This is a genomic window from Pseudomonas sp. UMAB-40, assembly GCF_900095275.1.
GTDB lineage: Bacteria > Pseudomonadota > Gammaproteobacteria > Pseudomonadales > Pseudomonadaceae > Aquipseudomonas > Aquipseudomonas mandelii_B.
In genome coordinates this window covers 114,684-140,641 of the sequence record NZ_LT607551.1, presented here as the reverse complement: position 1 = coordinate 140,641, position 25,958 = coordinate 114,684, and the positions used below count along the sequence as shown (strand labels likewise).

General features: G+C 60.4%; 23 protein-coding genes. 12 read left to right on the top strand and 11 right to left on the bottom strand.

Annotation, left to right across the window (positions count from 1 at the left end; all coding sequences use genetic code 11):
- Positions 1–217: 217 nt before the first annotated feature.
- From K0F88_RS00675 to K0F88_RS00660, 4 genes are all read right to left on the bottom strand, one after another.
- Positions 218–430, bottom strand: a complete 213-nt coding sequence (locus tag K0F88_RS00675; protein ID WP_094469623.1) for a hypothetical protein — start codon at positions 428–430, stop codon at positions 218–220.
- Between the two features lie 245 nt (positions 431–675).
- Positions 676–1,782 carry an agmatine deiminase gene (aguA, locus tag K0F88_RS00670; RefSeq protein WP_219093265.1) on the bottom strand — a complete coding sequence of 369 codons (1,107 nt, stop codon included), beginning with the start codon at positions 1,780–1,782 and terminating at the stop codon, positions 676–678.
- Positions 1,783–1,786: 4 nt separating this feature from the next.
- Positions 1,787–2,665, bottom strand: a complete 879-nt coding sequence (aguB, locus tag K0F88_RS00665) for an N-carbamoylputrescine amidase (protein WP_054047721.1) — start codon at positions 2,663–2,665, stop codon at positions 1,787–1,789.
- Between the two features lie 254 nt (positions 2,666–2,919).
- On the bottom strand, positions 2,920–5,832 hold the full coding sequence (locus K0F88_RS00660; protein WP_219093262.1) for an aminotransferase: 2,913 nt from the start codon (positions 5,830–5,832) through the stop codon (positions 2,920–2,922).
- Between the two features lie 175 nt (positions 5,833–6,007).
- On the opposite strand from K0F88_RS00660, the gene rfbB reads away from it, so the two are divergent.
- Genes rfbB through K0F88_RS00625 form a run of 7 tightly spaced genes read left to right on the top strand, consistent with a single transcriptional unit; the run spans position 6,008 to position 13,102 of the window.
- Positions 6,008–7,090, top strand: coding sequence for a dTDP-glucose 4,6-dehydratase (gene rfbB / locus K0F88_RS00655; protein ID WP_219093260.1), 1,083 nt, complete (start codon positions 6,008–6,010; stop codon positions 7,088–7,090).
- Complete coding sequence (gene rfbA, locus K0F88_RS00650; RefSeq protein WP_094469627.1) at positions 7,087–7,962, top strand: glucose-1-phosphate thymidylyltransferase RfbA; 876 nt, start codon at positions 7,087–7,089, stop codon at positions 7,960–7,962. The genes rfbB and rfbA overlap by 4 nt, the downstream gene beginning before the upstream one ends.
- On the top strand, positions 7,959–8,504 hold the full coding sequence (gene rfbC, locus K0F88_RS00645; RefSeq protein ID WP_094469628.1) for a dTDP-4-dehydrorhamnose 3,5-epimerase: 546 nt from the start codon (positions 7,959–7,961) through the stop codon (positions 8,502–8,504). The genes rfbA and rfbC overlap by 4 nt, the downstream gene beginning before the upstream one ends.
- Entirely contained in the window at positions 8,501–9,370 is an 870-nt protein-coding gene (rfbD, locus tag K0F88_RS00640) for a dTDP-4-dehydrorhamnose reductase (protein WP_094469629.1), read from the top strand. The genes rfbC and rfbD overlap by 4 nt, the downstream gene beginning before the upstream one ends.
- Positions 9,371–9,406: 36 nt before the next feature.
- Positions 9,407–11,215: an ATP-binding protein gene (locus K0F88_RS00635; protein WP_219093258.1), complete on the top strand. Its 1,809-nt coding sequence runs from the start codon at positions 9,407–9,409 to the stop codon at positions 11,213–11,215.
- The gene (locus tag K0F88_RS00630; RefSeq protein WP_219093256.1) at positions 11,212–12,606 is read left to right on the top strand and encodes a sigma-54 dependent transcriptional regulator; all 1,395 of its coding nucleotides are present in this window, start codon (positions 11,212–11,214) and stop codon (positions 12,604–12,606) included. Before K0F88_RS00635 ends, K0F88_RS00630 begins: the two co-directional genes overlap by 4 nt.
- A 40-nt stretch (positions 12,607–12,646) precedes the next feature.
- Positions 12,647–13,102 carry a thioesterase domain-containing protein gene (locus K0F88_RS00625; protein WP_094469631.1) on the top strand — a complete coding sequence of 152 codons (456 nt, stop codon included), beginning with the start codon at positions 12,647–12,649 and terminating at the stop codon, positions 13,100–13,102.
- Positions 13,103–13,259: 157 nt separating this feature from the next.
- Here the strand turns inward: K0F88_RS00625 and cysQ are convergent, their stop codons facing one another.
- Both cysQ and nudE read right to left on the bottom strand, forming a co-directional pair.
- Positions 13,260–14,087 (bottom strand): 3'(2'),5'-bisphosphate nucleotidase CysQ, encoded by an 828-nt coding sequence (gene cysQ / locus K0F88_RS00620; RefSeq protein ID WP_219093254.1) that lies wholly within the window; start codon positions 14,085–14,087, stop codon positions 13,260–13,262.
- Positions 14,084–14,650 carry an ADP compounds hydrolase NudE gene (nudE, locus tag K0F88_RS00615; protein ID WP_219093252.1) on the bottom strand — a complete coding sequence of 189 codons (567 nt, stop codon included), beginning with the start codon at positions 14,648–14,650 and terminating at the stop codon, positions 14,084–14,086. The genes cysQ and nudE overlap by 4 nt, the downstream gene beginning before the upstream one ends.
- 90 nt (positions 14,651–14,740) lie before the next feature.
- On the opposite strand from nudE, the gene yrfG reads away from it, so the two are divergent.
- Complete coding sequence (gene yrfG, locus K0F88_RS00610) at positions 14,741–15,403, top strand: GMP/IMP nucleotidase (RefSeq protein ID WP_219093250.1); 663 nt, start codon at positions 14,741–14,743, stop codon at positions 15,401–15,403.
- Positions 15,404–15,529: 126 nt separating this feature from the next.
- Here yrfG and lysM read toward each other — a convergent pair whose 3' ends face one another.
- The gene (gene lysM, locus K0F88_RS00605) at positions 15,530–15,970 is read right to left on the bottom strand and encodes a peptidoglycan-binding protein LysM (RefSeq protein ID WP_219093248.1); all 441 of its coding nucleotides are present in this window, start codon (positions 15,968–15,970) and stop codon (positions 15,530–15,532) included.
- Positions 15,971–16,107: 137 nt separating this feature from the next.
- On the opposite strand from lysM, the gene K0F88_RS00600 reads away from it, so the two are divergent.
- From K0F88_RS00600 to K0F88_RS00585, 4 genes are all read left to right on the top strand, one after another.
- The gene (locus K0F88_RS00600) at positions 16,108–16,995 is read left to right on the top strand and encodes a LysR family transcriptional regulator (protein ID WP_010464716.1); all 888 of its coding nucleotides are present in this window, start codon (positions 16,108–16,110) and stop codon (positions 16,993–16,995) included.
- A 94-nt stretch (positions 16,996–17,089) separates the two neighbouring features.
- Positions 17,090–17,929 (top strand): formate dehydrogenase accessory sulfurtransferase FdhD, encoded by an 840-nt coding sequence (gene fdhD / locus K0F88_RS00595; RefSeq protein WP_219093246.1) that lies wholly within the window; start codon positions 17,090–17,092, stop codon positions 17,927–17,929.
- Positions 17,926–20,274, top strand: coding sequence for an FdhF/YdeP family oxidoreductase (locus K0F88_RS00590; protein ID WP_219093243.1), 2,349 nt, complete (start codon positions 17,926–17,928; stop codon positions 20,272–20,274). Before fdhD ends, K0F88_RS00590 begins: the two co-directional genes overlap by 4 nt.
- Positions 20,275–20,577: 303 nt before the next feature.
- On the top strand, positions 20,578–21,066 hold the full coding sequence (locus K0F88_RS00585; RefSeq protein ID WP_010464721.1) for a glycine zipper domain-containing protein: 489 nt from the start codon (positions 20,578–20,580) through the stop codon (positions 21,064–21,066).
- Between the two features lie 68 nt (positions 21,067–21,134).
- On the opposite strand, the gene K0F88_RS00580 is transcribed toward K0F88_RS00585, so the two are convergent.
- The 4 genes from K0F88_RS00580 to K0F88_RS00565 form a co-directional block, all read right to left on the bottom strand.
- The gene (locus tag K0F88_RS00580; protein WP_219093242.1) at positions 21,135–21,554 is read right to left on the bottom strand and encodes a thioesterase family protein; all 420 of its coding nucleotides are present in this window, start codon (positions 21,552–21,554) and stop codon (positions 21,135–21,137) included.
- 30 nt (positions 21,555–21,584) lie between these two features.
- Positions 21,585–22,811, bottom strand: coding sequence for a 3-hydroxyacyl-CoA dehydrogenase (locus tag K0F88_RS00575; RefSeq protein WP_094469644.1), 1,227 nt, complete (start codon positions 22,809–22,811; stop codon positions 21,585–21,587).
- Positions 22,812–23,041: 230 nt separating this feature from the next.
- A complete protein-coding gene (locus K0F88_RS00570) occupies positions 23,042–24,976 on the bottom strand; it encodes an ATP-dependent DNA helicase RecQ (protein ID WP_219093240.1) in 1,935 nt (644 codons plus the stop codon).
- Between the two features lie 255 nt (positions 24,977–25,231).
- Complete coding sequence (locus K0F88_RS00565) at positions 25,232–25,735, bottom strand: polysaccharide deacetylase (RefSeq protein WP_094469648.1); 504 nt, start codon at positions 25,733–25,735, stop codon at positions 25,232–25,234.
- Between the last annotated feature and the right edge of the window lie 223 nt (positions 25,736–25,958).

The window sequence follows — 25,958 nt, the reverse complement described above, 5'->3', positions numbered from 1 at the left end:
CAAATAAAGCATCCACACCAAATACCTGTGGGAGCGAGCTTGCTCGCGATAGCGGTAGTTCAGTAAACATCGATGCTGAATGATCCAACGCCATCGCGAGCAAGCTCGCTCCAACAGTGGCTGGGGGTGACCAAAGCGCTGTATTTCAAAAATCCATCGCCCATAAAAAAGCGCCGCCTTCCCGGCAGCGCTTTTATCAATCCTTTGTTTTTTCTTCTTATCCTTCCATCACATCCCACAACGCTTCCAATTCCGCCTCGCTGAACAAACCAGCGGGGTAACGCTCGATCATCATCCGGCGCGGATCAGGTTCTCTGATCTGACGCGTTCCATTGGACTTCAACCAGTGCGCAAGGACCTGGAGCGATTCGCTATTGACTGCCAGGGGATGCAATGCCCGCTCGCTCACTACGTTCACTTCGGCGTTCATTTCGGCGCTCTCTCCCGGTTTGTGAGCGGCTAACTTATCCAAGGTTTATGACAGAACATCGAAGTCCTCCCCCTCCCTGTTTCACCCCATGACAGATACAAGAGCTGTGCCAATATTTCTCAAGTGTCGACAAGCGGATACAAAGAAGCCCGCGGTCCTTTCGGGCTGCGGGCTTCTTGATGAACGGCGGGGCCAAACCTTTGCCTTGGTGGTTTTTTGACCGGTTCAGGCTGTTACAACCCCACTCACTCTTTGTGCGGCGCAGGCTGTTGTTGAGTAAGGCAGTGGATGTTACCGCCTCCCAGTAACAATTCGCGGCCCGGCACCATCACCACTTCGTGCTGCGGGAACAGCGCCTGCAAAATCTCTTTTGCCGGGCCGTCCAGCGGGTCGTCAAAACTCGGCGCAATAATTCCGCCGTTGACGATCAGGAAGTTCACGTAGGAACCGGCCAGACGCACGCTCGGATTACGCTCCTGAGTCCCGTCCACCGGATCCACGCCCGCGCACTCTTCCTCGGTGGCATACAACGGCCCCGGGATCGGCATCTTGTGCACCGTGAATGGGCGACCTTTGGCATCCGTGCTGCTTTCCAGCACTTTGATTGCCGCCTGGCAGCGCGGGTAGTTCGGGTCCTGCGGATCATCGGTCCAGGCCAACAAAACCTCACCCGGACGCACGTAGCAGCAGAAGTTATCCACATGGCCGTCGGTTTCGTCGTTGAACAGACCGTCCGGCAGCCAGATGATTTTATCCACAGCCAGATGGGCGCTGAGCACCGCTTCGATGTCTGCACGATTAAGGTGCGGGTTGCGATTGCGGTTGAGCAGGCATTCTTCGGTGGTGATCAGGGTACCTTCACCATCGACGTGAATAGAACCGCCTTCAAGCACAAAGCCTTCGGTGCGATAGCGCTGGCTGCGTTCGATCTCGAGGATCTTGCCGCCCACCTGCGAGTCGCGGTTCCACGGCGAGTACAACCCGCCATCGAAACCGCCCCACGAGTTGAAGTCCCAGTTCACGCCACGGACTTCGCCACTGTTATTGATGACGAACGTCGGGCCGGTGTCGCGAACCCAGGCGTCGTCGCTGGACATCTCGACCACACGAACATTTGGCGCATCGAGGCGGGCCCGGGCGTTTTCGTATTGGCCGGCGGAGACCGCCACGGTCACCGGTTCGAAACGGGCGATGGCTTTGGCCACGGCCACGTGCGCGGCTTGCGCGGGTTTGCCGCCCAGGCGCCAGTTATCCGGGCGCTCCGGCCAGATCATCCAGGTCTGGGTTTGTGGCGCCCACTCGGCGGGCATGTAGAAGCCGTCGGCGCGCGGGGTGCTGTTTAAAGTGGTCATGCGATCAGGACTCCAGGGAACCGTCGAGGGTTTTGAGCGCATTGTATAGGTTCGGGCGACGATCGCGGAACGAGCCCCATGCGCTGCGAATGTGCTCGAGTTCATCGAGATCGAAGCTGTGAACCAGCACGCCTTCCTCGGTCTTGTCGAGCTCCTGGACCTTCTCGCCAAACTGGTTGGCGATGAACGACGAGCCGTAGAACGTGATGTCGTAGCCGTCCTGTTCTTCATTGCCGATGCGGTTGCTGGCGATCAGCGGCATCAGGTTGGCGCCGGCATGGCCTTGTTGCACGCGCTGCCAGTGGTCGCGGGAAGAAATGGTCTTGTCGTGCGGCTCGCTGCCGATGGCGGTCGGATAGAACAGGATTTCCGCGCCCAGCAACGCCATGCTGCGGGCGCACTCCGGGAACCACTGATCCCAGCAGATGCCCACACCGATTTTCGCGTAACGGGTGTTCCAGACTTTGAAGCCGGTATCGCCCGGGTTGAAGTAATACTTTTCGTGGTAACCCGGGCCATCCGGGATGTGGCTTTTACGATAAATCCCGAGGTTGCTGCCATCGGCATCGATGATCGCGATGCTGTTGAAACGGGCGCGGCCGGCCAGTTCGTAGAAGCTGATCGGCAGCACCACTTGCAGTTCCTTGGCGACTTTCTGGAAGTGCTTGATGGCGACGTTATCTTCAACCGTCGTGGCCAGTTGCAGGTAATCCGGGTTCGGCTTCTGGCAGAAGTACGGCGCCTCGAACAGTTCCTGGATCAGGATGATCTGCGCGCCTTTGGCCGCAGCCTCACGGACCAGTTTCTCAGCGGTCTCGATGTTGGCTTCAAGGTCCCAGGAACAGGCCATCTGGGTGGCGGCGACGGTAACGATACGACTCATGAATCATCTCCGGGCAAGTGCTTAACGTTGGCAGTGACGACTTTATAGCCGATAAATATCGGCTTTAAAAGCAATCAGTCTTCCATCCGTCTATTTTTACGCACTTAAACCCGATAACAATCGATGTTTTGTCGGCATTTCTGATGCCGCCTTCGCGGGCAAGCCCGCTCCCACAGGTTTCTTGTCGTACGCGAACCCTGCGTATGACGCGGACCTGTGGGAGCGTGGCTTGCCCGCGAAGGCGATCTCAAGCCTTACAACCCTTCATCCAACACCTTCGAAAGCATGTCGACAAAGAAATCCACACTCCGGCGCGAGGTCACCATCGGCGGTTTGATCTTGAGCACGTTCAGATAATCCCCCGTCGGCTGCATGAAAATCCCCAACTCCCGCAACCGGTCACACAGTGCCGTGGTTTCTTCGGTCGCCGGTTCCAGGGTCTCGCGGTTGCGGATCAGCTCGACACCCAGATAGAAGCCGGAACCATGCACCGCGCCTACCAGCGGATGAATATCGATCAGCGCCTCAAGTCGCTCCTTGAAATACCCGCCCACCACCTGAGCGTTTTCCCAGAGCTTTTCTTCCTCCATCACATCCAGCACCGCCATGCCGATCTGGCAACTGACTGGGCTGCCACCGGCCGACGAGAAGAAGTAACCCTCGGCCTCCAGCGCCTCGGCGATTTCCCGGCGGGTGATGACCGCGCCCAACGGCTGGCCGTTGCCCATGCCTTTGGCCATGGTGATGATGTCCGGCACCACGCCTTGCTCCTCGAAGCCCCAGAAAAAATGGCCCATGCGCCCGTAACCAACCTGCACTTCGTCGGCAATACACACACCGCCCTGCGCGCGAACCAGCGCATAGACCTGTTTCAGATAACCCGGTGGCAGCGAGATCCCGCCGGCATTGCCGTACACCGGTTCGCAGATGAAACCGGCCAACGGGCGTTTCTGCTCAGCGATTTTTGCCAGGTTGTGTTCGACGCTGCGCACGTAGTCCGGCGCGCTGCCCGGACCACGGAATTCGCCGCGATAGGTATTCGGCGCGCTCACCGGATGCACCCAATCGGGACGGCTGCTCAAGGCTTTCGGGTTGTCGGCAATCGACGTCGAGACCGCGTCCGCGCCCACGGTCCAGCCGTGATAGGCCTCCAACACGCTGAGCATGTCGCGACCGCCGCTGTAAGCCCACGCCAACCGGATCGCCAGGTCATTGGCCTCGCTGCCGCTGTTGACCAAAAACACCCGGTCCATGCCCTCCGGCGACAACTTCAGCAAGCGCTCGGAAAACTCGGCCACCGCGGCGTAGTTGAAGCGCGAGTTGGTATTGAGCAACGACCACTGGCGGCTGGCCACCGCGGCCATGCGCGGATGCCCATGACCAAGCACTGCGACGTTATTGAGCATGTCCAGATAGGAGCGGCCCTGCATGTCGATCAGGTGATTGCGCCAGCCGCGCTCGATGCGCGGCGGGTCGACGTAATAATGCTTCTGCGTACGCGCGAAACTAGCGTCGCGGCGCGCCAGCAATGTCTGCGAATCGAGCTCGGCTTCAGCATCGCAAGCCAGCCCCAGCAGCGCCGCCGGTGACGGGCACAACGCTTGCCAGGCCGGTGCGCGGGACGGCGTGCAAAACAACGGCGCATCGAACGAAGCGCCTCGGCACAACTGCACAATCAACGGCCCGCTGACCGCGCCCAACACCTGACCTTTGACCAACGCCGCACCGGTGTGCAGCGACGGCGTCACGCCCCACAACCGCACGCTCAGTTGCGGGCCGTCCAGTTGCAGCACACCCGCCGCCGGTTGATGCACCACGCCGGCAAATGGCGATTCGACCGCCGTGCCGTGCGGCACGCGCAACTCCACGTGCAACGGGCAAGTGTCGGGCTCTGCGGCGCTGTCCGGTTGGGTGCGGGACAAACGATATTGACCATAGCGACTGGCTGCCAATCCGTGAGTCGCAGCAGCTTCAGTCAACAAACGCTGATCAATCCCCTCCTGTTCCCAGTTGCCCGCCTCAAAATGCGGGCTCAGCACGCCCAGATCGATCAAGGCAAATTCACGCCCCACCAGGCTCGGCAGCAACGGTGCGAAACCTTCGCTGCCAATGTTTGGCAGCGTCTGGCCGACCGACGTCAGAATCGCCGCTTCCATTAATTCCAGCGGCAGCGACGTGGCCACGCGGAAGATTTCCCACTCGTGGGTCAGGTTGTCGCGGCTGTAATCATTGCCCGGATCAATGCTGACTTGCTGTTCGCCACTGAGCACCAGCACCGCCGCGCGCGCGACGATCAGCGGCCACAGCGCCAGCAGTTCTTCATGAGTGAGCGGATTGACGGCGTGATACGCCCGGACCGCCGGCAAAATGTAGAAAGGATCGCCACCGGCGTGATGCAGCAACGCCGCGCAGGTGACCGACAGATCGGTAATGCGCCAGGTACGGATCAGGTCGCCGAAATCAATCACGCCCTGCAACTGCCACTGGCGTTGCGAGTCCCGCTGCCAGACCACGTTGTCGTCGGTGATGTCCATGTGAATCGCCTGCACCGGCAGCTTGTCCACCAGCGGCAGCAAATGATGCTCGGCCCGTTCCGCCGCGTCGGCGATCAACCGGCGTTGGGCGTCATCCTTGATTACCGGCAGCAAATGGCCGATCAGCGCGCTGGCGTGGCGGGCGTCCCACTGCAGCGTGCGCTCAAGGCCCGGATGCTCGAAAGCGGCCAGTGCCAGGTCCATTTCGCCGCAGAGCCGACCGAAACCGGCCACCACCGGGCCGGGCAAATGATTAAGGTGCGTCAGCGACTGGCCTTCGATGTAATCGAGCAGGCGCACATGCACGGCCTGACCACCAACTTCCAGGGTAAGCAGATCAGCTCCGTTTTTGGCAGGGATCACTCGCGGCACATGCACGCCGGAGTGTTCACCCAACTGCTTGAGTCCGGCATGTTGGGCTTGCAGCTCCAGCGCCGAATAATCGCCACGGCAGATTTTCAGGACGAAACGCCCTTGATCGCTGTCGACCCGAAAGTTGAGGTCCTGCTGGCTGCCCAAGGTGTGCAACCTTCCACTCAGCCCGTAATGTCCCTCCAGTAGCTCGAGCGCTTGCTCCGCAGACACTTGCGGGCTGGGCAAACTGGCGCGGTGAATCAACGTGGCGAGCGGCATACAACGACCCCTGAAATTTTATTAGGCGCTTATATCGCCACTGCATCGGTCGATAATCAACCCCCGACGGCGCGGCAAATGCCAAATACGACCAACAACCCTCTTGCACCGCCCTGCTCCTGCCGACAAGCTGTGCTCATTCGCTTTATCGTCTTACAGAAAAAGGCTGGCCAACATGCGTATTCTCATCACCGGCGGTGCCGGTTTCATTGGCTCTGCCCTGATTCGCCACCTGATTCGGCACACCGAACATGAAGTGCTCAATCTGGACAAGCTGACTTACGCCGGCAATCTCGAGTCGCTGAACAGCATTGCCACCGACACCCGCTACGAGTTCGTCCAGGCCGATATCGTCGACCAGGCCACCGTGAGTGCGGTACTGGCACGTTTCCAGCCGCACGCGATCATGCACCTGGCAGCAGAATCCCATGTCGACCGTTCCATCGACGGTCCGTCGGATTTCATCCAGACCAATATCGTCGGCACCTACAGCCTGCTGGAGGCCACTCGCGCTTACTGGCAGGCGCTGGCCGAGCCGGAAAAAAGCGCCTTGCGCTTCCATCACATCTCCACGGATGAGGTCTACGGCGACCTGCACGGCGTCGATGATCTGTTCACCGAAACCACGCCCTACGCGCCGAGCTCGCCGTATTCGGCGAGCAAAGCGGCGTCCGACCATCTGGTCCGCGCCTGGCAGCGAACCTACGGTCTGCCGGTGCTGCTGACCAATTGCTCGAACAATTACGGCCCGTTCCACTTCCCCGAGAAGCTGATTCCGCTGGTAATCCTCAACGCCTTGGCCGGCAAGCCGCTGCCCGTTTACGGTAACGGCCTGCAAGTGCGCGACTGGCTGTTTGTCGAGGATCACGCCCGGGCGCTGCTCAAAGTGGTCACTGAAGGCGTGGTCGGCGAGACCTACAACATTGGTGGTCACAACGAACAGAAGAACATCGACGTGGTGCGTGGCATCTGCGCGTTGCTCGAAGAGCTGGCGCCGAACAAGCCTGAAGGCGTGGCGCACTTCGCCGACCTCATTACCTTTGTCCAGGACCGTCCGGGCCACGACGTGCGCTACGCCATCGACGCGAGCAAGATCGAGCGCGAACTGGGTTGGGTGCCCGAAGAAACCTTCGAAACCGGACTGCGCAAAACCGTTCAGTGGTACCTCGATAACCTGGAGTGGTGCCGTCGTGTTCAGGACGGCAGCTATCAGGGCGAACGCCTGGGCGCCCTCAATACCAAGGAGCTGCTCGCATGATGAAAGGCATCGTTTTGGCCGGAGGCTCGGGAACGCGTCTGCACCCGATCACACTCGGCGTCTCCAAACAGCTGTTGCCGGTGTACGACAAACCGATGATCTACTACCCGATCTCGGTGCTGATGCTGGCCGGCATCAAAGATATTTTGCTGATCTCCACGCCTCAGGATCTGCCGCAGTACCGCAACCTGCTGGGTGACGGCAGTCAGTTCGGGGTCAATTTCAACTACGCCGAACAGCCTTCGCCAGATGGCTTGGCGCAGGCCTTTCTGATTGGTGAAGAATTCATCGGTGACGATTCGGTATGCCTCATCCTGGGCGATAACATCTTCCACGGTCAGCACTTTGGTGACCAGTTGAAGAACGCCGCCATACGCCCTTCCGGCGCCACCGTGTTTGGCTATTGGGTCAAGGATCCGGAGCGCTTCGGCGTGATTGATTTCGACAGCGAAGGCCGTGCCCTGTCGATCGAAGAGAAGCCGAAAAAACCGAAATCCAGCTATGCCGTGACCGGCCTGTATTTCTACGACAACGATGTGATCGAGATCGCCAAAGCGGTGAAGCCGTCACTACGCGGCGAGCTGGAGATCACTGACGTCAACAATGCCTATCTGCAACGCGGCGATCTGCAGGTCGAGCGCTTCGGTCGCGGTTTCGCCTGGCTCGACACCGGCACTCACGACAGCCTGCTCGAAGCCTCGCAATACGTGCAGACCATCGAGCACCGCCAGGGCCTGAAAGTCGCCTGCCTCGAAGAAATCGCCTACGAAAATGGCTGGATCAACCGCGAACAACTGTTGGAGCGCGCCAGCTATTTCGGCAAGACCGGCTATGGCCAGTACCTCTTCAAACTGGCCGGGGAAGAACAATGAATGTAATTGAAACCTCTCTTCCCGGCGTATTGATCATCGAGCCCACGGTCTTCGGTGACGAGCGCGGCTTTTTCTACGAAAGCTTCAATGCCAAATTGTTTGAAGAAGCGACAGGCCTGAACACACCATTCGTTCAGGACAACCACTCCCGCTCGCAGAAAGGGGTGCTGCGCGGCCTGCACTATCAGCTGGAAAATACCCAGGGGAAACTGGTGCGGGTGACCGTCGGTGAAGTGCTCGACGTGGCGGTGGATATCCGTCGCAGTTCGCCGAATTTCGGTCAGTGGGAAGCCTTACGCCTGTCCGCAGAAAACCGTCGCCAACTATGGGTCCCGGAAGGTTTTGCCCATGGGTTTGTGGTGCTCAGCGATTTCGCCGAGTTTCTCTACAAGACTACGGACTATTACGCGCCGTCCGCTGAGCGCTGCATTCGCTGGGACGATCCGACGCTGGCCATCGACTGGCAACTGGATGAAGCGCCCAAGCTTTCGGCCAAGGATCAGAACGGCAAAAGGTTGAAAGAGGCTGATCTGTTTCCATGAGGATTCTAATCAGCGGTCAGCACGGTCAGGTTTCGCGTGAATTGCAACGCCGCTTGGGCGCTGTCGGCGAGTTGGTGGTTTTGGGGCGTGATCAACTCGATCTGGCTCAACCGCTGCAGATTCGTCAGCAAGTGCAACGAGTTCGTCCCGACCTGATCATCAACGCAGCCGCTCATACAGCGGTTGATCAAGCTGAAAACGAGCCGGAACTGGCGTTTGCCATTAACGCGACCGGCCCGGGCGTTTTGGCCGAAGAAGCATTGGCACTGGGCATCCCGCTGATTCACTACTCCACCGATTACGTGTTCGATGGAAGTAAAACCGAGCCTTACGACGAAACCGACGTGCCTAACCCGCTCGGCGTTTACGGCAAGAGCAAACTGGCCGGTGAGCAAGCGATCAACGCAGTTCAAGGCCAGCACCTGATCCTGCGGACCAGTTGGGTCTACTCGAGCCACGGTCGTAATTTCCTGCTGACCATGCAACGCCTGCTGCAAGAAAAACCGGAGATGCGCATTGTCGCTGACCAGATCGGTGCACCCACCTGGGCCGGCACTATCGCTGCCAGCACCCTCGCGCTGATCGAACATTGGCAAGCGGGACAGGCCGGTGTCTGGGGCACTTATCACCTGACCGCTCAGGGGGAGACTTCCTGGTTCGGTTTCGCCCAAGCCATCGGCGAAGCGCTGCGGGATCAGGGCAAGCCTTGCGCAAACCTGCTGCCGATCCCCTCCAGCGACTATCCGACGCCGGCCGCCCGGCCGCTGAACTCGCGCCTGGATTGCAGCCGCCTGCAACGCGAATGGGGCGTCAGCCAGCCTGATTGGCAAACCGCGCTGCGCGAGTGTCTTGCCGAGCAAGCCTAGGCATAATGCGCCTGTACCCACAGGCGCCCGATGCTCATGACTCCGACCCTTCCCCGCAGACCCCGCTGGCGCAGCCTCGCACTGCTTGCACTGTGCCTGGCGCCGTTGCTGTGGCCGCTGGAGCATCTGGCCGAGCGTTACTACCGTAGCGAGCTGGCCGGGCAGAACCGTCAGACCCTCGACCTTTACGTCGCCAACCTGCTGGGTACGCTGCACCGTTATGAAGTGTTGCCGCAGATCCTCGGCGACCTGCCGGCCCTGCGCGCAGTGCTCGGTGCGCCTGACGACAGCGTCACCCAAGGCAATGCCAATCGCCTGTTGAAAAACATCAGCGCCCAGACCGGCGCCGAAGTCATGTACCTGATGGACACCACGGGCAAGACCCTGGCCGCGTCGAACTGGGATAAACACGACAGTTTTGTCGGCCGCAATTTTTCCTTCCGGCCGTATTTCAGCGAAGCCATGGCCGGTCGGCTCGGACGCTTTTTCGGCTTAGGCACCACGTCAGCCAAGCGCGGCTATTTCTTCGCCGCCGCCGTGCGCAACGGCGAGAAAATCATCGGCGTGCTGGTGGTCAAGGTCGACCTTGACCACACCGAAAGCCTGTGGGGTAAAACCCCGGAACAACTGCTGCTGACCGACCATAACGGCGTGGTCATCCTCACGTCGCGGCCTGAGTGGCGATTCCGCTCAACCCGGCCGTTGAACGAAGAAGAAAGCAAAGCGATCACCGCGATCCAGCCGTACCCGACCCGCGATCCAAAACCGTTGGAGCTCAACCCCAACGCCTGGCTGACCCAAACCCAGCAGATCGCCGAAACCGGCTGGAACGTCAGCATCCTCGCCCCACGCACCCTGATCGACCGCCCGGTGCGAACCGTCGTCGCCATTGGCGGCGCGACGTTACTGGTCTTGATGTTGCTGCTAGGCCTGATGATGCAGCGCCGTCGCCATTACCTCGAACGCATCGCCTTCGAAGCCAAGGCGCGGCGCGAACTGGAAGGCCGGGTCGCCGAACGGACCAGCGACCTCGAAGGCCTCAACCGTCGACTAAAACAGGAAGTGCTGGAACGCGAACATGCCCAGCAGGAACTGGTGCGCGCCCAGGACGACCTGGTGCAGGCCGGCAAGTTGTCGGCACTGGGGACGATGTCGGCGAGCATCAGCCACGAATTGAATCAACCGTTGGCCGCCATTCGCAGCTACGCGGAAAACGCTGAAGTGCTGCTCGATCATCAGCGCACCGACGATGCCCGCGGCAACCTCAAACTGATCAGCGAACTGACCGGACGCATGGCGTCGATCATTGCTCATTTGCGTGCCTTCGCCCGGCGCGATCGCCATGCGCCGGAAAGTGTCGCTCTGCAACCAGCGCTGGATGACGCCCTGGCGTTGCTGGCCAAGCGTCGGCGCAGCATGGAAGTCGAACTGATCCGCGATTTGCCGGCGGCCACGTTGTGGGTCGAGGCCGGGGAAACCCGTCTGCGCCAGGTGCTCGGCAACCTGTTGGCCAACGCGCTGGACGCGCTGACCGAAAAAGGCCCGCCGCGTAAACTCTGGTTGAGTGCCCAATCCACTGCGGACGGCGTCACGCTGTACATTCGCGACAACGGCCCCGGCTTCTGCATGGAAGCCCTTGGCCGCGCCAGCGAGCCCTTCTACACCACCAAGACCCGCACCCAGGGGCTTGGCCTGGGGCTGGCGATTTGCGAAACCCTGATGCGCGCCTTCGGCGGTGAACTGTCGTTCGCCAACCACAAGGAAGGCGGCGCCCTGATTACCCTGAAGTTGCGCGCAGGCGCACCGGGTGTGAGCCTGCAACCGTCCGAGGACCGAAGTGCATGACCATCGATAACCGTGTCCAGGTCGTGCTGATCGACGACGATCCCCACCTGCGTCAGGCCTTGAGCCAGACGCTGGACCTGGCGGGCCTGAAAATCCTGCCACTGGCCGAAGCGAAAGGCCTGGCCGGTCAACTGGAGCGCGACTGGCCGGGCGTGGTGGTCAGCGACATCCGCATGCCGGGCATGGACGGCCTTGAACTGCTGACCGAACTGCATGCCCAGGACCCGGAGTTGCCCGTATTGCTGATCACCGGCCACGGCGATGTGCCGCTGGCCGTGCAAGCGATGCGCGCCGGGGCATATGACTTCCTCGAAAAACCCTTCGCCAGCGACGCGCTGCTCGACAGCGTGCGCCGCGCATTGGCTCTGCGCCGACTGGTGCTGGATAACCGCAGCCTGCGTCTGGCCCTGAGCGATCGCAATGAACTGAGCACCCGACTGGTCGGGCAATCGGCGCCGATGCTGCGCTTGCGTGAGCAGATTGGTGCATTGGCGGCGACCAAGGCTGACGTGCTGATTCTTGGCGAAACCGGTGCCGGCAAAGAAGTGGTCGCCCGGGCGCTGCATGATTTGTCGAACCGGCGTAATGGCCCATTCGTGGCGATCAACGCCGGGGCGTTGGCCGAATCGGTGGTGGAAAGTGAGCTGTTCGGTCACGAGCCGGGCGCCTTCACCGGCGCGCAAAAGCGCCGCATCGGCAAATTCGAATTCGCCAACGGCGGCACGCTGTTCCTCGATGAAATCGAAAGCATGAGCCTGGATGTGCAGGTGAAATTGCTGCGCTTGCTTCAGGAGCGCGTGGTCGAGCGTTTGGGCGGTAATCAACTGATCCCGCTGGACATCCGCATCATCGCCGCGACCAAGGAAGACCTGCGTCAATCTGCCGATCAGGGTCGCTTCCGGGCCGACTTGTATTACCGCCTGAACGTCGCGCCGCTGCGTATTCCACCGTTGCGTGAACGCGGCGAAGACGCGCTGATGCTGTTCCAGCATTTTGCCGACGAAGCCAGCGCCCGCCATGGCTTGCCGCCCCATGAACTGCAACCGGGGCAACGCGCCCTGCTGCTGCGCCACACCTGGCCGGGCAACGTGCGGGAACTGCAAAACGCAGCCGAACGTTTCGCCCTGGGTCTGGAACTGGCCCTGGACAACAACGCACCGGAGGGCGCTGCCGGCATGACGGTCGAAGTGGTCAGCGGCGGCCTGAGCGAGCAAGTGGAAAACTTCGAGAAATCGTTGATTGCCGCCGAACTGGCGCGCCCTCACAGCTCGGTGCGGAGCCTTGCCGAAGCCCTCGGCATTCCGCGCAAGACTCTGCACGACAAACTGCGCAAGCACGGCCTGAACTTCGCCGACGGTGGCGCCAGCAGCCACACCGACGAACTCGATTGAGCTACCGTCCCATCATCATCTTTAAAAAAGAGACCCGTGAATGAGCCGCGACAGTCGTCACCTGGAATCAGTCCTCCACCGCGATATTCCGTTGACCCGGGACATGGGCCTCAAAGTGCTCGACTGGCACGACCAGCAACTGCGCCTGCATATGCCGCTAGAGGCCAACGTCAATCACAAAAGCACCATGTTCGGCGGCAGCCTGTACTGCGGCGCGGTGCTGGCAGGCTGGGGCTGGCTGCATTTGCGCTTGCATGAAGAAGGGATTGAAGGCGGGCACATCGTGATTCACGAAGGGCACATCACTTATCCACTGCCGGTGACCATGGACGCGATCGCGATTTGCCAGGCACCGAGTGCGGTGGTGTGGAAGAAGTTTCTGGCGACGTATGAGCGATACGGGCGGGCGCGGTTGACGTTGCATTCAAGGATCGTCAATGCCGATAGCGATGACGATGCGGTGAGGTTTACCGGGCAGTACGTCCTCCACCGGTAAAGACACAAAACCTGTGGCGAGGGAGCTTGCTCCCGTTGGAGTGCGCAGCACTCCCATTCCTGTCACCACTGTTTGCCTGGTGTAATTGAGTTGCAGGTTTTGGGGCCGCTTCGCAACCCAGCCGAAGCAAGCTCCCTCGCCACAGGTTTGGGTGAACTCAGGATCGGGCCAGTTCCAGTAACTTCTCTCGCCACGCGGCCTTCGCCGGCAACGCCAGGAAAAACTCATTCAACAGCGATTCCCGCGCCGGATAACAAAACGGCGCACCGCTCAAATCCAGCACTTCACCGCCAGCGCCTTCCAGTACACCTTGCGCTGCCGCCGTGTCCCACTGCGAAGTCGGCGCCAACCGTGGATAACAATCCGCCGCACCTTCCGCCAGCAGGCAAAACTTCAACGAACTGCCGATGTTCGCCAGTTGCAACTCACCCAGACTGGCGCTCAACCCGGCCAGCAAACGCTCTTGCTCGGGGCTTGAATGCCGGCGGCTGGCGACGACGGTAAACGCCTCACCCGCAGCAGGAACCTCGCGAACCTGAATCGGCAACGCCTCGGCACCTTTATCACCGCGCCACGCGCCCAGACAGGCACCGCCGACATAAAACCGCCCGTTGGTCGGCATCGACACCACGCCGAACACCACCCGGCCCTGCTCGATCAGCGCGATGTTGACGGTGAACTCTTCGCTGCCGGAGATGAACTCCTTGGTCCCGTCCAACGGGTCCACCAGCCACCAACGCTGCCAGCCGGCTCGCACGATTTGGGGAATGTTGGCGTCTTCTTCGGACAGCACCGGAATACTCGGGTCCAGCGCCGTCAACCCGGCCAGAATCAGGTGATGAGCCGCCAGGTCAGCGGCGGTGACCGGCGAGTCGTCAGCCTTCGCCGTCACCGCAGTCCCCGTGCGCCAGAACGGCAAAATCGCTTCGCCAGCCTTCAACGCCAGTTCCACCACCGGCGCCATCAACGGATGCGGGAAATTCATGGCACAAACACCCCACGCTGAGTCAACAGATCACGGGCCAGATACAGCGCCGCCAAGGCACGGCCCTCCGTGAATCGCGGGTTCTGCGCCAGGGCCGACAGCTCGCGCAGGTTGATCTTGTCGACCCCCATCGGCTCGGGCTCGTCGCCTTCCAGACTTTCTTCGTACAGATCGGTGGCCAGCACCACCTGGATCTTCTGGCTCATGTAACCGGGCGACAACGACAACTCGGTCAGATGCTCCAGCTGCCGCGCGCCATACCCGGCCTCTTCCTTGAGCTCGCGCTCGGCCGCCGCCAGCACGTCCTCGCCCGGCTCGATCAAGCCTTTGGGCAACGAAAGTTCATAGGCATCGGTGCCGCCGCAATACTCTTCGACCAGCACGGCATGATCCGCATCGAGCATCGCCACGATCATCACCGCGCCATACCCGGCGCCTTTGCCGACCAAGCGCTCGTAAGTGCGCTCCACGCCATTGGAAAAGCGTAGCTTCAGCTCCTCGACGCAGAATAAACGGCTGGTGGCGACGATCTCGCGGGCGAGTACGGTGGGTTTCTGGCGCATGAAAGGCTCCTTGGCGTAAGCGGGTTACTATACCCGGCCTATCCTGATTGTTGACCTCGGATATCTTTTTTACCGTTGGAGAAGTTTTTTATGTCCCTGCTGCCCTGGCGCGACATCGACACCGTTCTGCTGGATATGGACGGCACGCTGCTGGACCTGCACTACGACAACCATTTCTGGATGGAGCACCTGCCTCAGCGTTATGCCGAGTTGCACGGGGTCAGCCGGGCCATGGCCGAGATGGAATTGCAGCCGCTGTTCGAACGCAACGCCGGTCAGTTGCAGTGGTATTGCCTGGATTTCTGGAGCGCCGAGCTGAAACTGCCGGTGCGTGAGTTGAAACTGGAAACCGCACACCTGATCGCCCTGCGCCCGGATGCGGACACGTTTCTGGCGGCGATCAAACAGGCGGGCAAACGCGTGGTGATGATCACCAATGCGCACCGTGACTCGCTGTCATTGAAACTGGAACGGATTGAACTGGCACCCTACTTCGAACGGTTGATCAGCTCGCATGACTACGGTTTTCCCAAGGAGAATCCGCAGTTCTGGGAGGCGTTGCAGGCCGACATCGGGTTCGACCCCGCGCGCAGCCTGTTTATTGACGACACGTTGCCGATCCTGCGCAGTGCGCGCAGGTTTGGGGTGGCGCACCTGTTGGCGGTGAGTGAGCCGGACAGTCGCAAAGGGCCGAAGGACACGGCGGAGTTTGCGGCGGTGGGGGATTATCGGGAGTTGATTGCAGGGCTTTAGACCGAGGCGCCTTCATCGCCAGTTCAGGCCGGCTCCTACAGGTTTTGTGTCGTTCACAAATAGTGCGTACGACTCAATCCTGTAGGAGCCGGCTTGCTGGCGATGGCCATCACATGGTCTTGAGGGTTACTCAGGAATCCGCAACGACTGCCCCGGATAGATTTTGTCCGGGTGCTTGAGCATCGGTTTGTTGGCCTCAAAGATTTTGTTGTACTTGTTGGCATCGCCATACACGCGCAGGGAAATCGCGCTGAGAGTGTCGCCCTTCACGACGGTGACAAACTTTGCGGCCACTACCACCGGCCCGGTCACAGTAATCTGGTCATCCACACTACCAACACCGGCGATATTGCCTACGGCCAGCAGGATCTTCTCCTTCTCTTCCTGACTGCCGACTTCACCCGTCACGGTGACCTTGTCGCCATCCACCGTGGCCTGCACATTCGGGTTACCCAGTCCGACTTTGCTGATGTGTTCCTTCAACTGCTCGCTGGCATTGGCGTTGCCCGGCGTCAGCAGGTCGATAAGTTTTTCGCCTGCTTCTTTCACAAAGCTAAAAATACTCATGGTGCACTCTCCTTGGGTTTTAGGTTCCAGACGCAAAAGCCTAGACCAAGCTTGAAACCCCCGATTCCAACCCGACCAATGACGCTGATCCGGCACAAGCGCTAGAATCCCGACCCTCACCGCACCCTGGAGCGAAGATGGACATCAAGCAGCTGAAATTCCTCATCGCCCTCGACGAAACCCGCCACTTCGGCCAGGCCGCCGCGCGCTGCCATATCACCCAGCCGACCCTGTCTATGCGCCTGCGCAGCCTCGAAGAAGAACTCGACCTGCCGCTGGTCAATCGTGGCCAGCGCTTCGAAGGGTTCACTGCGCCGGGCGAGCGCGTGTTGGCGTGGGCGCGCACGGTGCTGGCGGCCTATGACGGCTTGCAGGCCGAGGCCGCCGCCTGTCGCGGCAATCTGGTCGGTACGCTGCGGTTGGGCGTGGTGCCGCTGTCGAGTTTCGATCCGCTGCCGTTGATGCAACGCCTGCATGCCGAACACCCGAACCTGCGCTTTGAACTCTCGGCCCTGAGCTCCGAACAAATCCTCGAACAACTGGCGAACAATCGCCTGGACCTAGGCGTGTCGTACCTGGAGCGACTGGACAACGAGCGTTTCGACTCCCTGGCCTTCAGCGAAACCCGCATGGGCCTGCTCTACGATCAGCGCTTCTTCAGCTTCGGCGAGGCGCCGTTGAGTTGGGAGTCATTGATCGAGTTGCCCTTGGGCATGCTCACCAGCGGCATGCACTTTCGCCAGTCCATCGATCACAATTTCCACAGCCGCGGCCTGACGCCCCAGCCGCTTCTGCAAACCGACGCCGTCCATCAATTGTTACAAGCGGTGCACGGTGGCCTCTGCTGCGCGGTGATGCCGCTGGATGGCGGCCTGGAAAACCTCACCGATCACTTGCGTTTGCAACCCATCGAAAACGCCAAAACCCTTGCCCGGCTTGGGCTGATCATGCGCCGCAGCGCCCCGCGCTCAGCGCTGGCCGAAGCCTGCTTTGCGATCTATCAGAAATCGCTGACAGCTTCTTGATCGACGTCATCTATCGGCAGATCAGTAATAGCGATTAGACGCGACATGTTGACGCGCCTAGGCTTAAACCTGACCAAACCGTCGGTGATGCCCCATGAACGCCAAGCGCCCTGCCTGCCCGGTGCCGGCCACAGAAACGCCCGCGCCCGCCGCCAGCCAGACCTACAGTTACAACGACCTTCAATACACCGAATCGGCCAGCACCGCGCTCGCCGAGGAAGTCGCGCTGGCAATCGCTTATAACGGCATCAGCCAGGCGGTGATGTTGGTCACGCCGACTGATCTTGAAGACTTCATCGTCGGTTTCAGCCTCGGCAGCGGCATCATCGAAGACGCGTCCGACATCTATGACCTGCAACTCAGCGGTTCGGGCTCGGCGCAATACGCGCAAGTGACCATCGCCAATCGCGCGTTCTGGAACCTCAAGCAGCAGCGTCGGCAAATGGCCGGCACCAGCGGCTGCGGGCTCTGCGGCGTGGAGGCGGTGGAACAGGCATTGCCGGACCTAAAAGTGTTGCCCGGTGCGCCCCTGCCTCCCGCCGAATGGCTGGACGGTTTGCGCCAGCGCATCGGTGCGTTCCAGCCTCTTGGCCAGTACTCCGGCGCAGTGCATGCAGCGGTGTTCATGAATGGTCAGGGCGAATTGCTGCTGGGCCGCGAAGACATCGGCCGGCACAACGCTCTCGACAAACTGATTGGCGGGCTGATCCGCCAGAAGATCCCGACTGAAGGCGGCCTGGCGATTGTCACCAGCCGTTGCAGCCTCGAATTGATTCAGAAAGTACTGCGCGCCGGCATCCAGACCCTGGTCAGCCTGTCGTCGCCCACGGGCCTCGCCGTGCAATGGGCCCGTCGTCACAACCTCAACCTCATCCATCTGCCCCAGAAGAATGCACCGCGGGTCTACAGCCCGGCATTGGAGAAACAAGCGTGAGTCAACACCGTCAAGCCGACCAGAAACCCGTCCCTCGCTACAAGCCCTACAAAGGCCCGGCCGGCGGCTGGGGCGCACTGGCCAGCGTTGCCCGGGCCTGGTTGACCAGTGACAACGCGCTGAAAAACCTGCGCATGATGCTCAAAACCAACAAGAACGGCGGATTCGACTGCCCCGGTTGCGCCTGGGGCGATTCCAACGAAGCCGGCATGGTGGCGTTCTGCGAGAACGGCGCCAAAGCGGTGAACTGGGAAGCCACCAAGCGGCGTGTCGATGGCGCGTTCTTCGCCAAGCACAGCGTCAGCTCGTTGCTGGAACAGAGCGACTATTGGCTGGAATATCAGGGCCGTCTGACCGAGCCATTAAGCTATGACGCGGAAACAGATCGCTACAAGCCGATCAGCTGGGAAGCGGCGTTCGCCTTGATCGCCAAACATTTGCAGGGCCTGTCGAGCCCGAATCAGGCCGAGTTCTACACCTCGGGCCGCGCCAGCAATGAAGCGGCGTACCTGTATCAGCTGTTCGTGCGCGCCTACGGCACCAACAATTTCCCCGACTGTTCGAACATGTGCCACGAGGCCAGCGGTGTGGCACTGGCGCAAAGCGTCGGCGTCGGCAAAGGCACCGTGACCTTCGACGACTTCGAACACGCCGATGCGATTTTTGTCTGGGGCCAGAACCCGGGCACCAACCATCCGCGGATGCTCGAACCTTTGCGCGAAGCCGTGAAACGCGGCGCGCAAGTGGTGTGCGTCAACCCACTGAAAGAGCGGGGCCTGGAACGCTTCCAGCACCCGCAGCACCCGATCGAAATGCTCACCAACGGCGACAAGCCGACTAACACCGCCTACTTCCGCCCGGCGCTCGGCGGCGACATGGCGGTGTTGCGCGGCATGGCGAAATTCCTGCTGCATTGGGAGCGCGAAGCGCAGCAGACCGGTAACCCTTCCGTGTTCGATCACGACTTCCTCAATGAACACAGCGCCAACGTGTTGGAATACCTGGGCGCCATTGATGACACGCCGTGGGCGCAGATCGTCGAGCAATCCGGCCTGACCCTGGTGGAAATCGAGCAAGCGGCGCGCATGTACGCCAAAGGCAAGAACGTCATCATGTGCTGGGCCATGGGCATCACTCAGCACCGCCACTCGGTGGCAACCATCCAGGAAATCGCCAACCTGATGTTGCTGCGCGGCAACATCGGCCGGCCCGGCGCCGGCCTGTGCCCGGTGCGCGGCCACAGTAACGTGCAAGGCGACCGGACGATGGGCATCAACGAACGTCCGCCGGTGGCGTTCCTCGATTCCCTGGAGCGGCGCTTCCAGTTCAAGGTGCCGCGTGAAAACGGTCATAATGTGGTCGAGGCGATCCACGCGATGGCCGAAGGTCGCGCCAAAGTCTTTATCGGTCTGGGTGGCAACTTCGCCCAGGCGACCCCGGACAGCCCGCGCACCTTCCAGGCCCTGAGCAATTGCGACCTGACCGTGCAGATCAGCACCAAGCTCAACCGCAGCCATTTGGCCCACGGTAAAGAGGCGCTGATCCTGCCGTGCCTGGGCCGTACCGACATCGACATCCAGACCGAAGGCGCGCAAGCGGTGACCGTCGAAGATTCGTTCAGCATGGTCCACGCCTCCAACGGCCAGTTGCAGGCACTGTCGAACCAGATGCGCTCGGAGCCGTGGATCATCGCCGGCATCGCTGCCGCGACCTTGGGCAGCAAACCGGTGGACTGGAACTGGCTCGTGGCCGATTACAGCCGCATTCGCGATCTGATCGCCGATACCATTCCGGGCTTTCGCGACTTCAACGAGAAGATCAAGAATCCGGGCGGTTTCTACCTCGGCAACAGCGCCGGGGCACGCAAGTGGAACACCCCGTCAGGGCGCGCCAATTTCCGCCCGAACGTCCTGCCCAAAGACCTGGTGCACGAACGCACCCGCGCTACGGGCGTGTTGCCGGACCTGATCATGCAATCGATGCGTTCTCACGATCAGTACAACACCACGATTTATGGGCTGGATGACCGTTATCGTGGCGTGAAGGGTCAGCGGGATGTGTTGTTCGTCAATGAAGCGGACATCATCCGCCTGGGGTTCAAGCCTGGGCAGAAGGCTGACATCGTTTCGATCTGGGACGATGGGCGTGAGCGTCGGGTGAAGGGCTTTACGCTGCTGGCGTTTGATATTCCTGCGGGGCAGGCGGCGGCTTACTATCCAGAAGTGAATCCGCTGGTGCCACTGGAAAGCACCGGGGATGGCAGCCATACGCCGACGTCGAAGTTTGTGGCGATCCGTCTGGAAATGGCGAGTGATACCGGGTTGATTTTGGCCAAGTCGGCTTAACGCGACAGCAGGTCCGGACTTTTCGCGGGCAAGCCTCGCTCCCACAGGTTNTTGCCCGCGAAGGCGCCCGCAAGGGCAACACATGATCGCCTCCCGCAACTTTCCAATCGCCCACAAAAAAGGCCGTTTTTTCACAAAAACGGCCTATCCGAAGTAGCTAAAGACCGGCGAAAAACCCTTAAGTTCCGCCCAAAAAACAGTAACTTATAGAAATGTGCTCAAGTCGTGTTACTCGTCGGATTTCGATTGTCACGACCAGGACACAGCCTCAGGATCGCGCCGTCATCCCCTTGAGGTTCCTCTATGAAGTTCTCCTCGATTCTCTTGTTGTCCCTTGGCCTGGTCAGTGGCTTCGCTTCTGCCGGAGGCACCACCGAAGCAGGAGTGGGCGGCGCATTGGGCGGGGTTCTTGGCTCGGTCGTCGGTCAGTCGCTGGGCGGCAATACAGGTTCCACCATTGGCGCGGCCCTGGGCGGCGCGGGTGGTAGCGCAGTCGGCGCAGACAAACGCAGCCGTGGCGAAGCCGCCATTGGCGGTGCGTTGGGCGCAGCAGGCGGTAACGTGGTCGGCCGCAGCATGGGCGGCACCACCGGCAGCCTGATCGGCTCCGCAGCAGGCGGCGGCGCCGGTGGCGCGCTGGGTAACTATATGGGCAACAAGAGCGATGAAGACGATGATCGTCGCTCGTATCGCGGCGGCCGTGATGACCGTCGTTACTACCGTGACGGCCACCCGGGCCGAGGTCATGCCTATGGTCATCGCAAACATAACAAGCACTATCGTCATCATTGAGGCCTGAACGGCTTCGCTGATCGATAGATAAAAAATCGCAGCCCAAGGGCTGCGATTTTTTTTGTCCGTCAAACCACCAGACGCTCCAATGCACCACGCAATCCGGCTGGAATCGCCACCGGTTGATTCGACGTCCGATCCACAAACACATGCACGAAGCGCCCCGCCGCGCAGGCCTCGTCTTCCCCAGCCTTGAACACCGCCAGTTCGTACTGCACCGAGCTGTTGCCCAGCTTGCCCACCCGCAGACCGATCTCGATTCGGTCTGGAAAGGCGATGGAGGCGAAGTAATCGCAAGACGAACTCACCACAAAACCCACCACCTCGCCGTCATGGATATCCAGGCCGCCGACTTCGATCAAGTAGGTGTTCACTGCCGTGTCGAAAAAGCTGTAGTAAGTGACATTGTTGACGTGACCGTAGGCGTCGTTGTCGTGCCAACGGGTGGTGATGGGCTGGAAGTGCGGGTAGTCGGTGCGTTGGTTCATGCGCAGCTCTCGTCTTGAAGTGGATGAAGTCTACCGATCCGCAAACCCTTTACCCACCGCCTCTAACTCACCAATCAGGCGCGCCGGTTTCCAGTGATCGCCTTGACGGGTCTCCAGCGCCATCAACCGCTGATGAATATCCGCCAGCCCTTGCTGATCCGCCCACGCCATTGGCCCGCCCTTGTCCGCCGGGAAACCGTACCCGTTGAGGTACACCAGATCGATGTCGTGCGCCGACCCCGCAATACCTTCCTGAAGGATCTTCGCGCCTTCATTGACCAGCGCCAGCAGACAGCGCTCGAGAATCTCCTCAGGGCTTATCTCGCGACGCTGGAAGCCAAGCCCTTCGCTAACATTTAGCACCAGCGCATCGACTTCAGGATCGTGTTCAGCCTGTCGACTGCCCGGTTCATAGTGGTAATAGCCATTGCCGCTCTTCTGACCAAAACGCCCCAATTCGCACAAGCGGTTATCCACCTGAACCTCAGGCGCATCCTGCCCTTCGCCAGCCAATTCCCGAGCGCGCCATCCCAGATCGACGCCAACCACGTCGTACATGCGAAACGGCCCCATGGCAAAACCGAAACCTTGCAGCGCCGCATCCACCTGATAGGGATAAGCGCCCTCAAGCAGCATCTTGCGTGCTTCGAGCACGTAGGTATTGAGCATGCGGTTGCCGATGAAACCGTTGCAGTTGCCCGCTACCACGCTGACCTTGCCCATGCGCTTGCCCAGCTCCAGCGCCGCATCGAGTACGGCGGGCGAAGTCTGCGCACCGCGAACGATTTCCAGCAATTTCATGATGTGCGCCGGGCTGAAGAAGTGCAGCCCCAAGACCTGTGCCGGACGGCGAGTCGCCGCGGCGATGGCGTCGATATCCAGCGCCGACGTGTTGCTGGCCAGAATGCCTTCGGGTTTGAGCAGCCCGTCCAGTTCGCGGAAGATCTTTTGCTTGAGCTCAAGGTTTTCGTAAACCGCTTCGATCACCAGATCAACCTCGCGGATCGACGCATAATCGGCCGCCGCCGTGACCCGTGCGATGCGCGCATCCGCCTCGGCCTGATCGATGCGACCCTGGCGCACATTGTGCGCGCAGGTGTCCGCCACGGTGGCCAGCGCCTGTTCCAGCATCTGCGGATTGTTATCGACCCACTGCACCGGAACGCCGGCGTTGGCCAGGCACATGACAATGCCACGACCCATGGTGCCTGCACCGATCACGGCGGCGCGCTGAATGTTGAACGGTGTCTGGCTCATGTTTGCTCTCTTGTTGGCGATCCATAGACAGACCTCACCATAGTCAGCCGCTGGGTATTTTTGAAATTTATTCCTGTGATGAGCAACATTCAGCGGATGGATGAGCCCGCAGGATTAATGCAAATCCCTGTGGGAGCGAGCTTGCTCGCGATGGGGCCATCACATTCAGCATTGATGTTGACTGTAGCGCCGCCATCGCGAGCAAGCTCGCTCCCACAGTGGGGCACAATTCAGCCTGCGAGATGTTGTTCAGCCCACTCCCGCACGTCGGCATACGGATAATTCTCCAGCGCCGCAAATCCCGAAATCGAACGCGCCTTGAGCTTGGTAAACAGCGGCACGCTGATCCCGCACAAAAACCGGGTGACGCGTTCAGCCGACGGCACATTGCCGGTGTGCTGCTCATGCCTGTGGATAAAATCACCGCACAGCGCTTCAAAGTTTTTATCCACAAGCGCCGGCAATTCCGGCGGCGATGGCAGCCGCGCCACTTGCCCATGACACACCGAACAATGCCCGCACTGACGAGGCGCGTTTTCATCGCCGAAGTACTCGGCCAGGCGATAGCCCAGGCAATGGTCGGTGGCGAACAGATCCAGCATCGCGTGAATCCGAGCAATCTCGGTACGTTCATGCTGGGTGAAATAGGCGTGCAGTTCGGCGCTCAGTGCCTGACTGTCGACATTCGCTTGCAGCAGGCTGTAGACCTCGGTCATTTGCTTGCTTTCCAGTTCGACCCAGCCTTTCTCCTGGAAATAATCCAGCGCCTTGACCACCCGGTTGCGCTCGGCTTGGTGCTGTTCATAGAGCGCATCGAAATTCACTGTGGCCCAGGTTCGGGCGCGGCTGGAGGTCTGGATAATGGCCGCGACAAAGTCTTTGCGCTCGCCCTCGAAGCGGGCCAGCAAAGCTTCCGGTTCTTGCAAATACTTGAAGCGGTATTCGGCGTAATAGGCGTAACGCGGGGCAATCAAACCACGCAGTTCGAGTTGCACCAACAAGGTCTTGAGCGGCAGCTGGCGAATGTTGCTCTGGTCCGACAAGGGTCCCAACAGAAACTCCCACTGCCCCTCCGGCGCAGCAGCTTGCATCTCATCGAGTACACAGCGAATGCCGTCCAGTTCTGGCGTGTCGCCGTAGACGAAATTTTCCAGCACGTTGAGGCTGTCGCGGTTTGCCAATACCAGGCAGTCGGATGGCTGCCCGTCACGTCCGGCGCGGCCGATTTCCTGGCTGTAGTTTTCGATGGATTTGGGCAGGTCGAAATGCACGACGTTGCGGATGTCGCTCTTGTCGATGCCCATGCCGAAGGCAATGGTGGCAACGATGCAATTCGACTGCCCGCCCATGAAGCGTTTCTGGATGGCTTCGCGTTGTTCGTGGGGCAAACCAGCGTGATAGGCCTCGGCCTGAATGCCGTTGCGTCCCAGGTGTTCGGCGATATGTTCGGCGGTTTTTTGCAGGGTGACGTAGACGATGCTCGGCTGACCGGGACGTTCGCTCATCCATTCGACGAGTCGTCGGCGTTTGTCCTGACCACGTACCGGCTCGACCAGCAGATTAAGGTTCGGCCTGTAGAAACCGGTGGTCACCACGTCTTCGGGGGCGATGGCGAATTTGGCCTCCATGTCCGCGATCACTTTGGGCGTCGCAGTGGCGGTCAGCAGCAGCGCCTGCGGAATGTTGAACTGGCGTTGGTAGTCGGGAAGCTTGAGGTAGTCGGGGCGGAAATTGTGGCCCCACTCCGAGATGCAGTGGGCCTCGTCCACCACCAACAACGAGATCGGCACCTGCTGCAGGAAATTGCGGAAGCGTTCGTTCTTCAGGCGCTCCACGGAGATCATCAAAATCTTCAGCTCGCCGGACCTGGCCCGGGCCATCACATCACTTGCGTCGTCCCGACTCTGGGCCGAATCGATGCTGCCCGCTGCAATGCCATGGCGTTGAAGGAACGCCAACTGATCCTGCATCAATGCCAGCAGTGGCGAGACCACCAGCGTCAGATGCGGCAGTAAAAGGGCCGGCAATTGATAACAAAGGGACTTGCCCGAGCCGGTGGGGAAAATCGCCGCCGCCGAGCGCCCGGCCAACACCGCGCTGACCGCCGCCTCCTGGCCAGGCCGAAACTGTGGATAACCGAAAACCTGTTCCAGGGTGTTGTGCATAAGCTGTCACTCCGTTGACCGCTGCGAAGCCCAAAGCCTAGCCGGCAAACGCAGCGAGTCGAGAAAAGGTCGGGGACCAAAACGATACGGGATGATACAGCGGATGCAACATGGACAAGGTCAGACTTGAGGATTCGGGCGGTGGGGAGATTGCTTTCGCGAGCAAGCCCGCTCCCACAGGGAAATGCATTTCAATGTGGGAGCGAGCTTGCTCGCGAAGAGGCCAGTCAAGTCAGCGCAACAACCGGAATTGACTCAGGGCACCAACACCGCCACCCGCAGTTGCTCATTCAGCGCCTGCTCATGAAACACCTGGCTTCTACTCGCCCAAACCGCATGGGCCGGGCTGATTTCCCCCGTGAAAGCCGCCGCCAACTGACGCAAGTCGGCGACGCTTCGCACGCGGGGGCAGAAGGGTTCGTCGTCGCAGTTCTGACTGGCGCCGCGGTAAGTGGCCAGTAACCGATCCCACAACCCGTCACGCACCTGCCTGACCGACTTGAGCTTCACATCCTGCACGCCCAGTCGCTGTTTCAGACTGTGTTCGTCGAGCATTTCACTGGCCAGCAGTGCCTTGCCGAACATCAACACCTCGGCGCGGGACGCGGTGTCCACGTTCGCCTGGCTGGTCAGGGCATCCGGCCAACCGGTGCGATCCATATTGGCGAGGACCATCGGGTTGCTAGCGTCAGCTGCGCTCGCCAACCGACAAACACCCGCCCACAGCAACAAAACCGAGGCCATACGTAGCCATTGCATACTTAATTCCCTTTAAGCGTTGAAAGGACGTTTTTCGAAACGTCCTACAGATTCTGGCGCGCACCTTACAGAGGATTGATGCGCTTCGCCTGACAAACACGTAGGAAATTCGACCTCTAGGGGAATTGCTGAAAAAAGCCTCGGGGAACACGTAGGCAAAAGGCCACAACGCAGGTAAATCCCCTACAAACCCCGTCCATTTGCGCGGTATTGCGACGCCTGG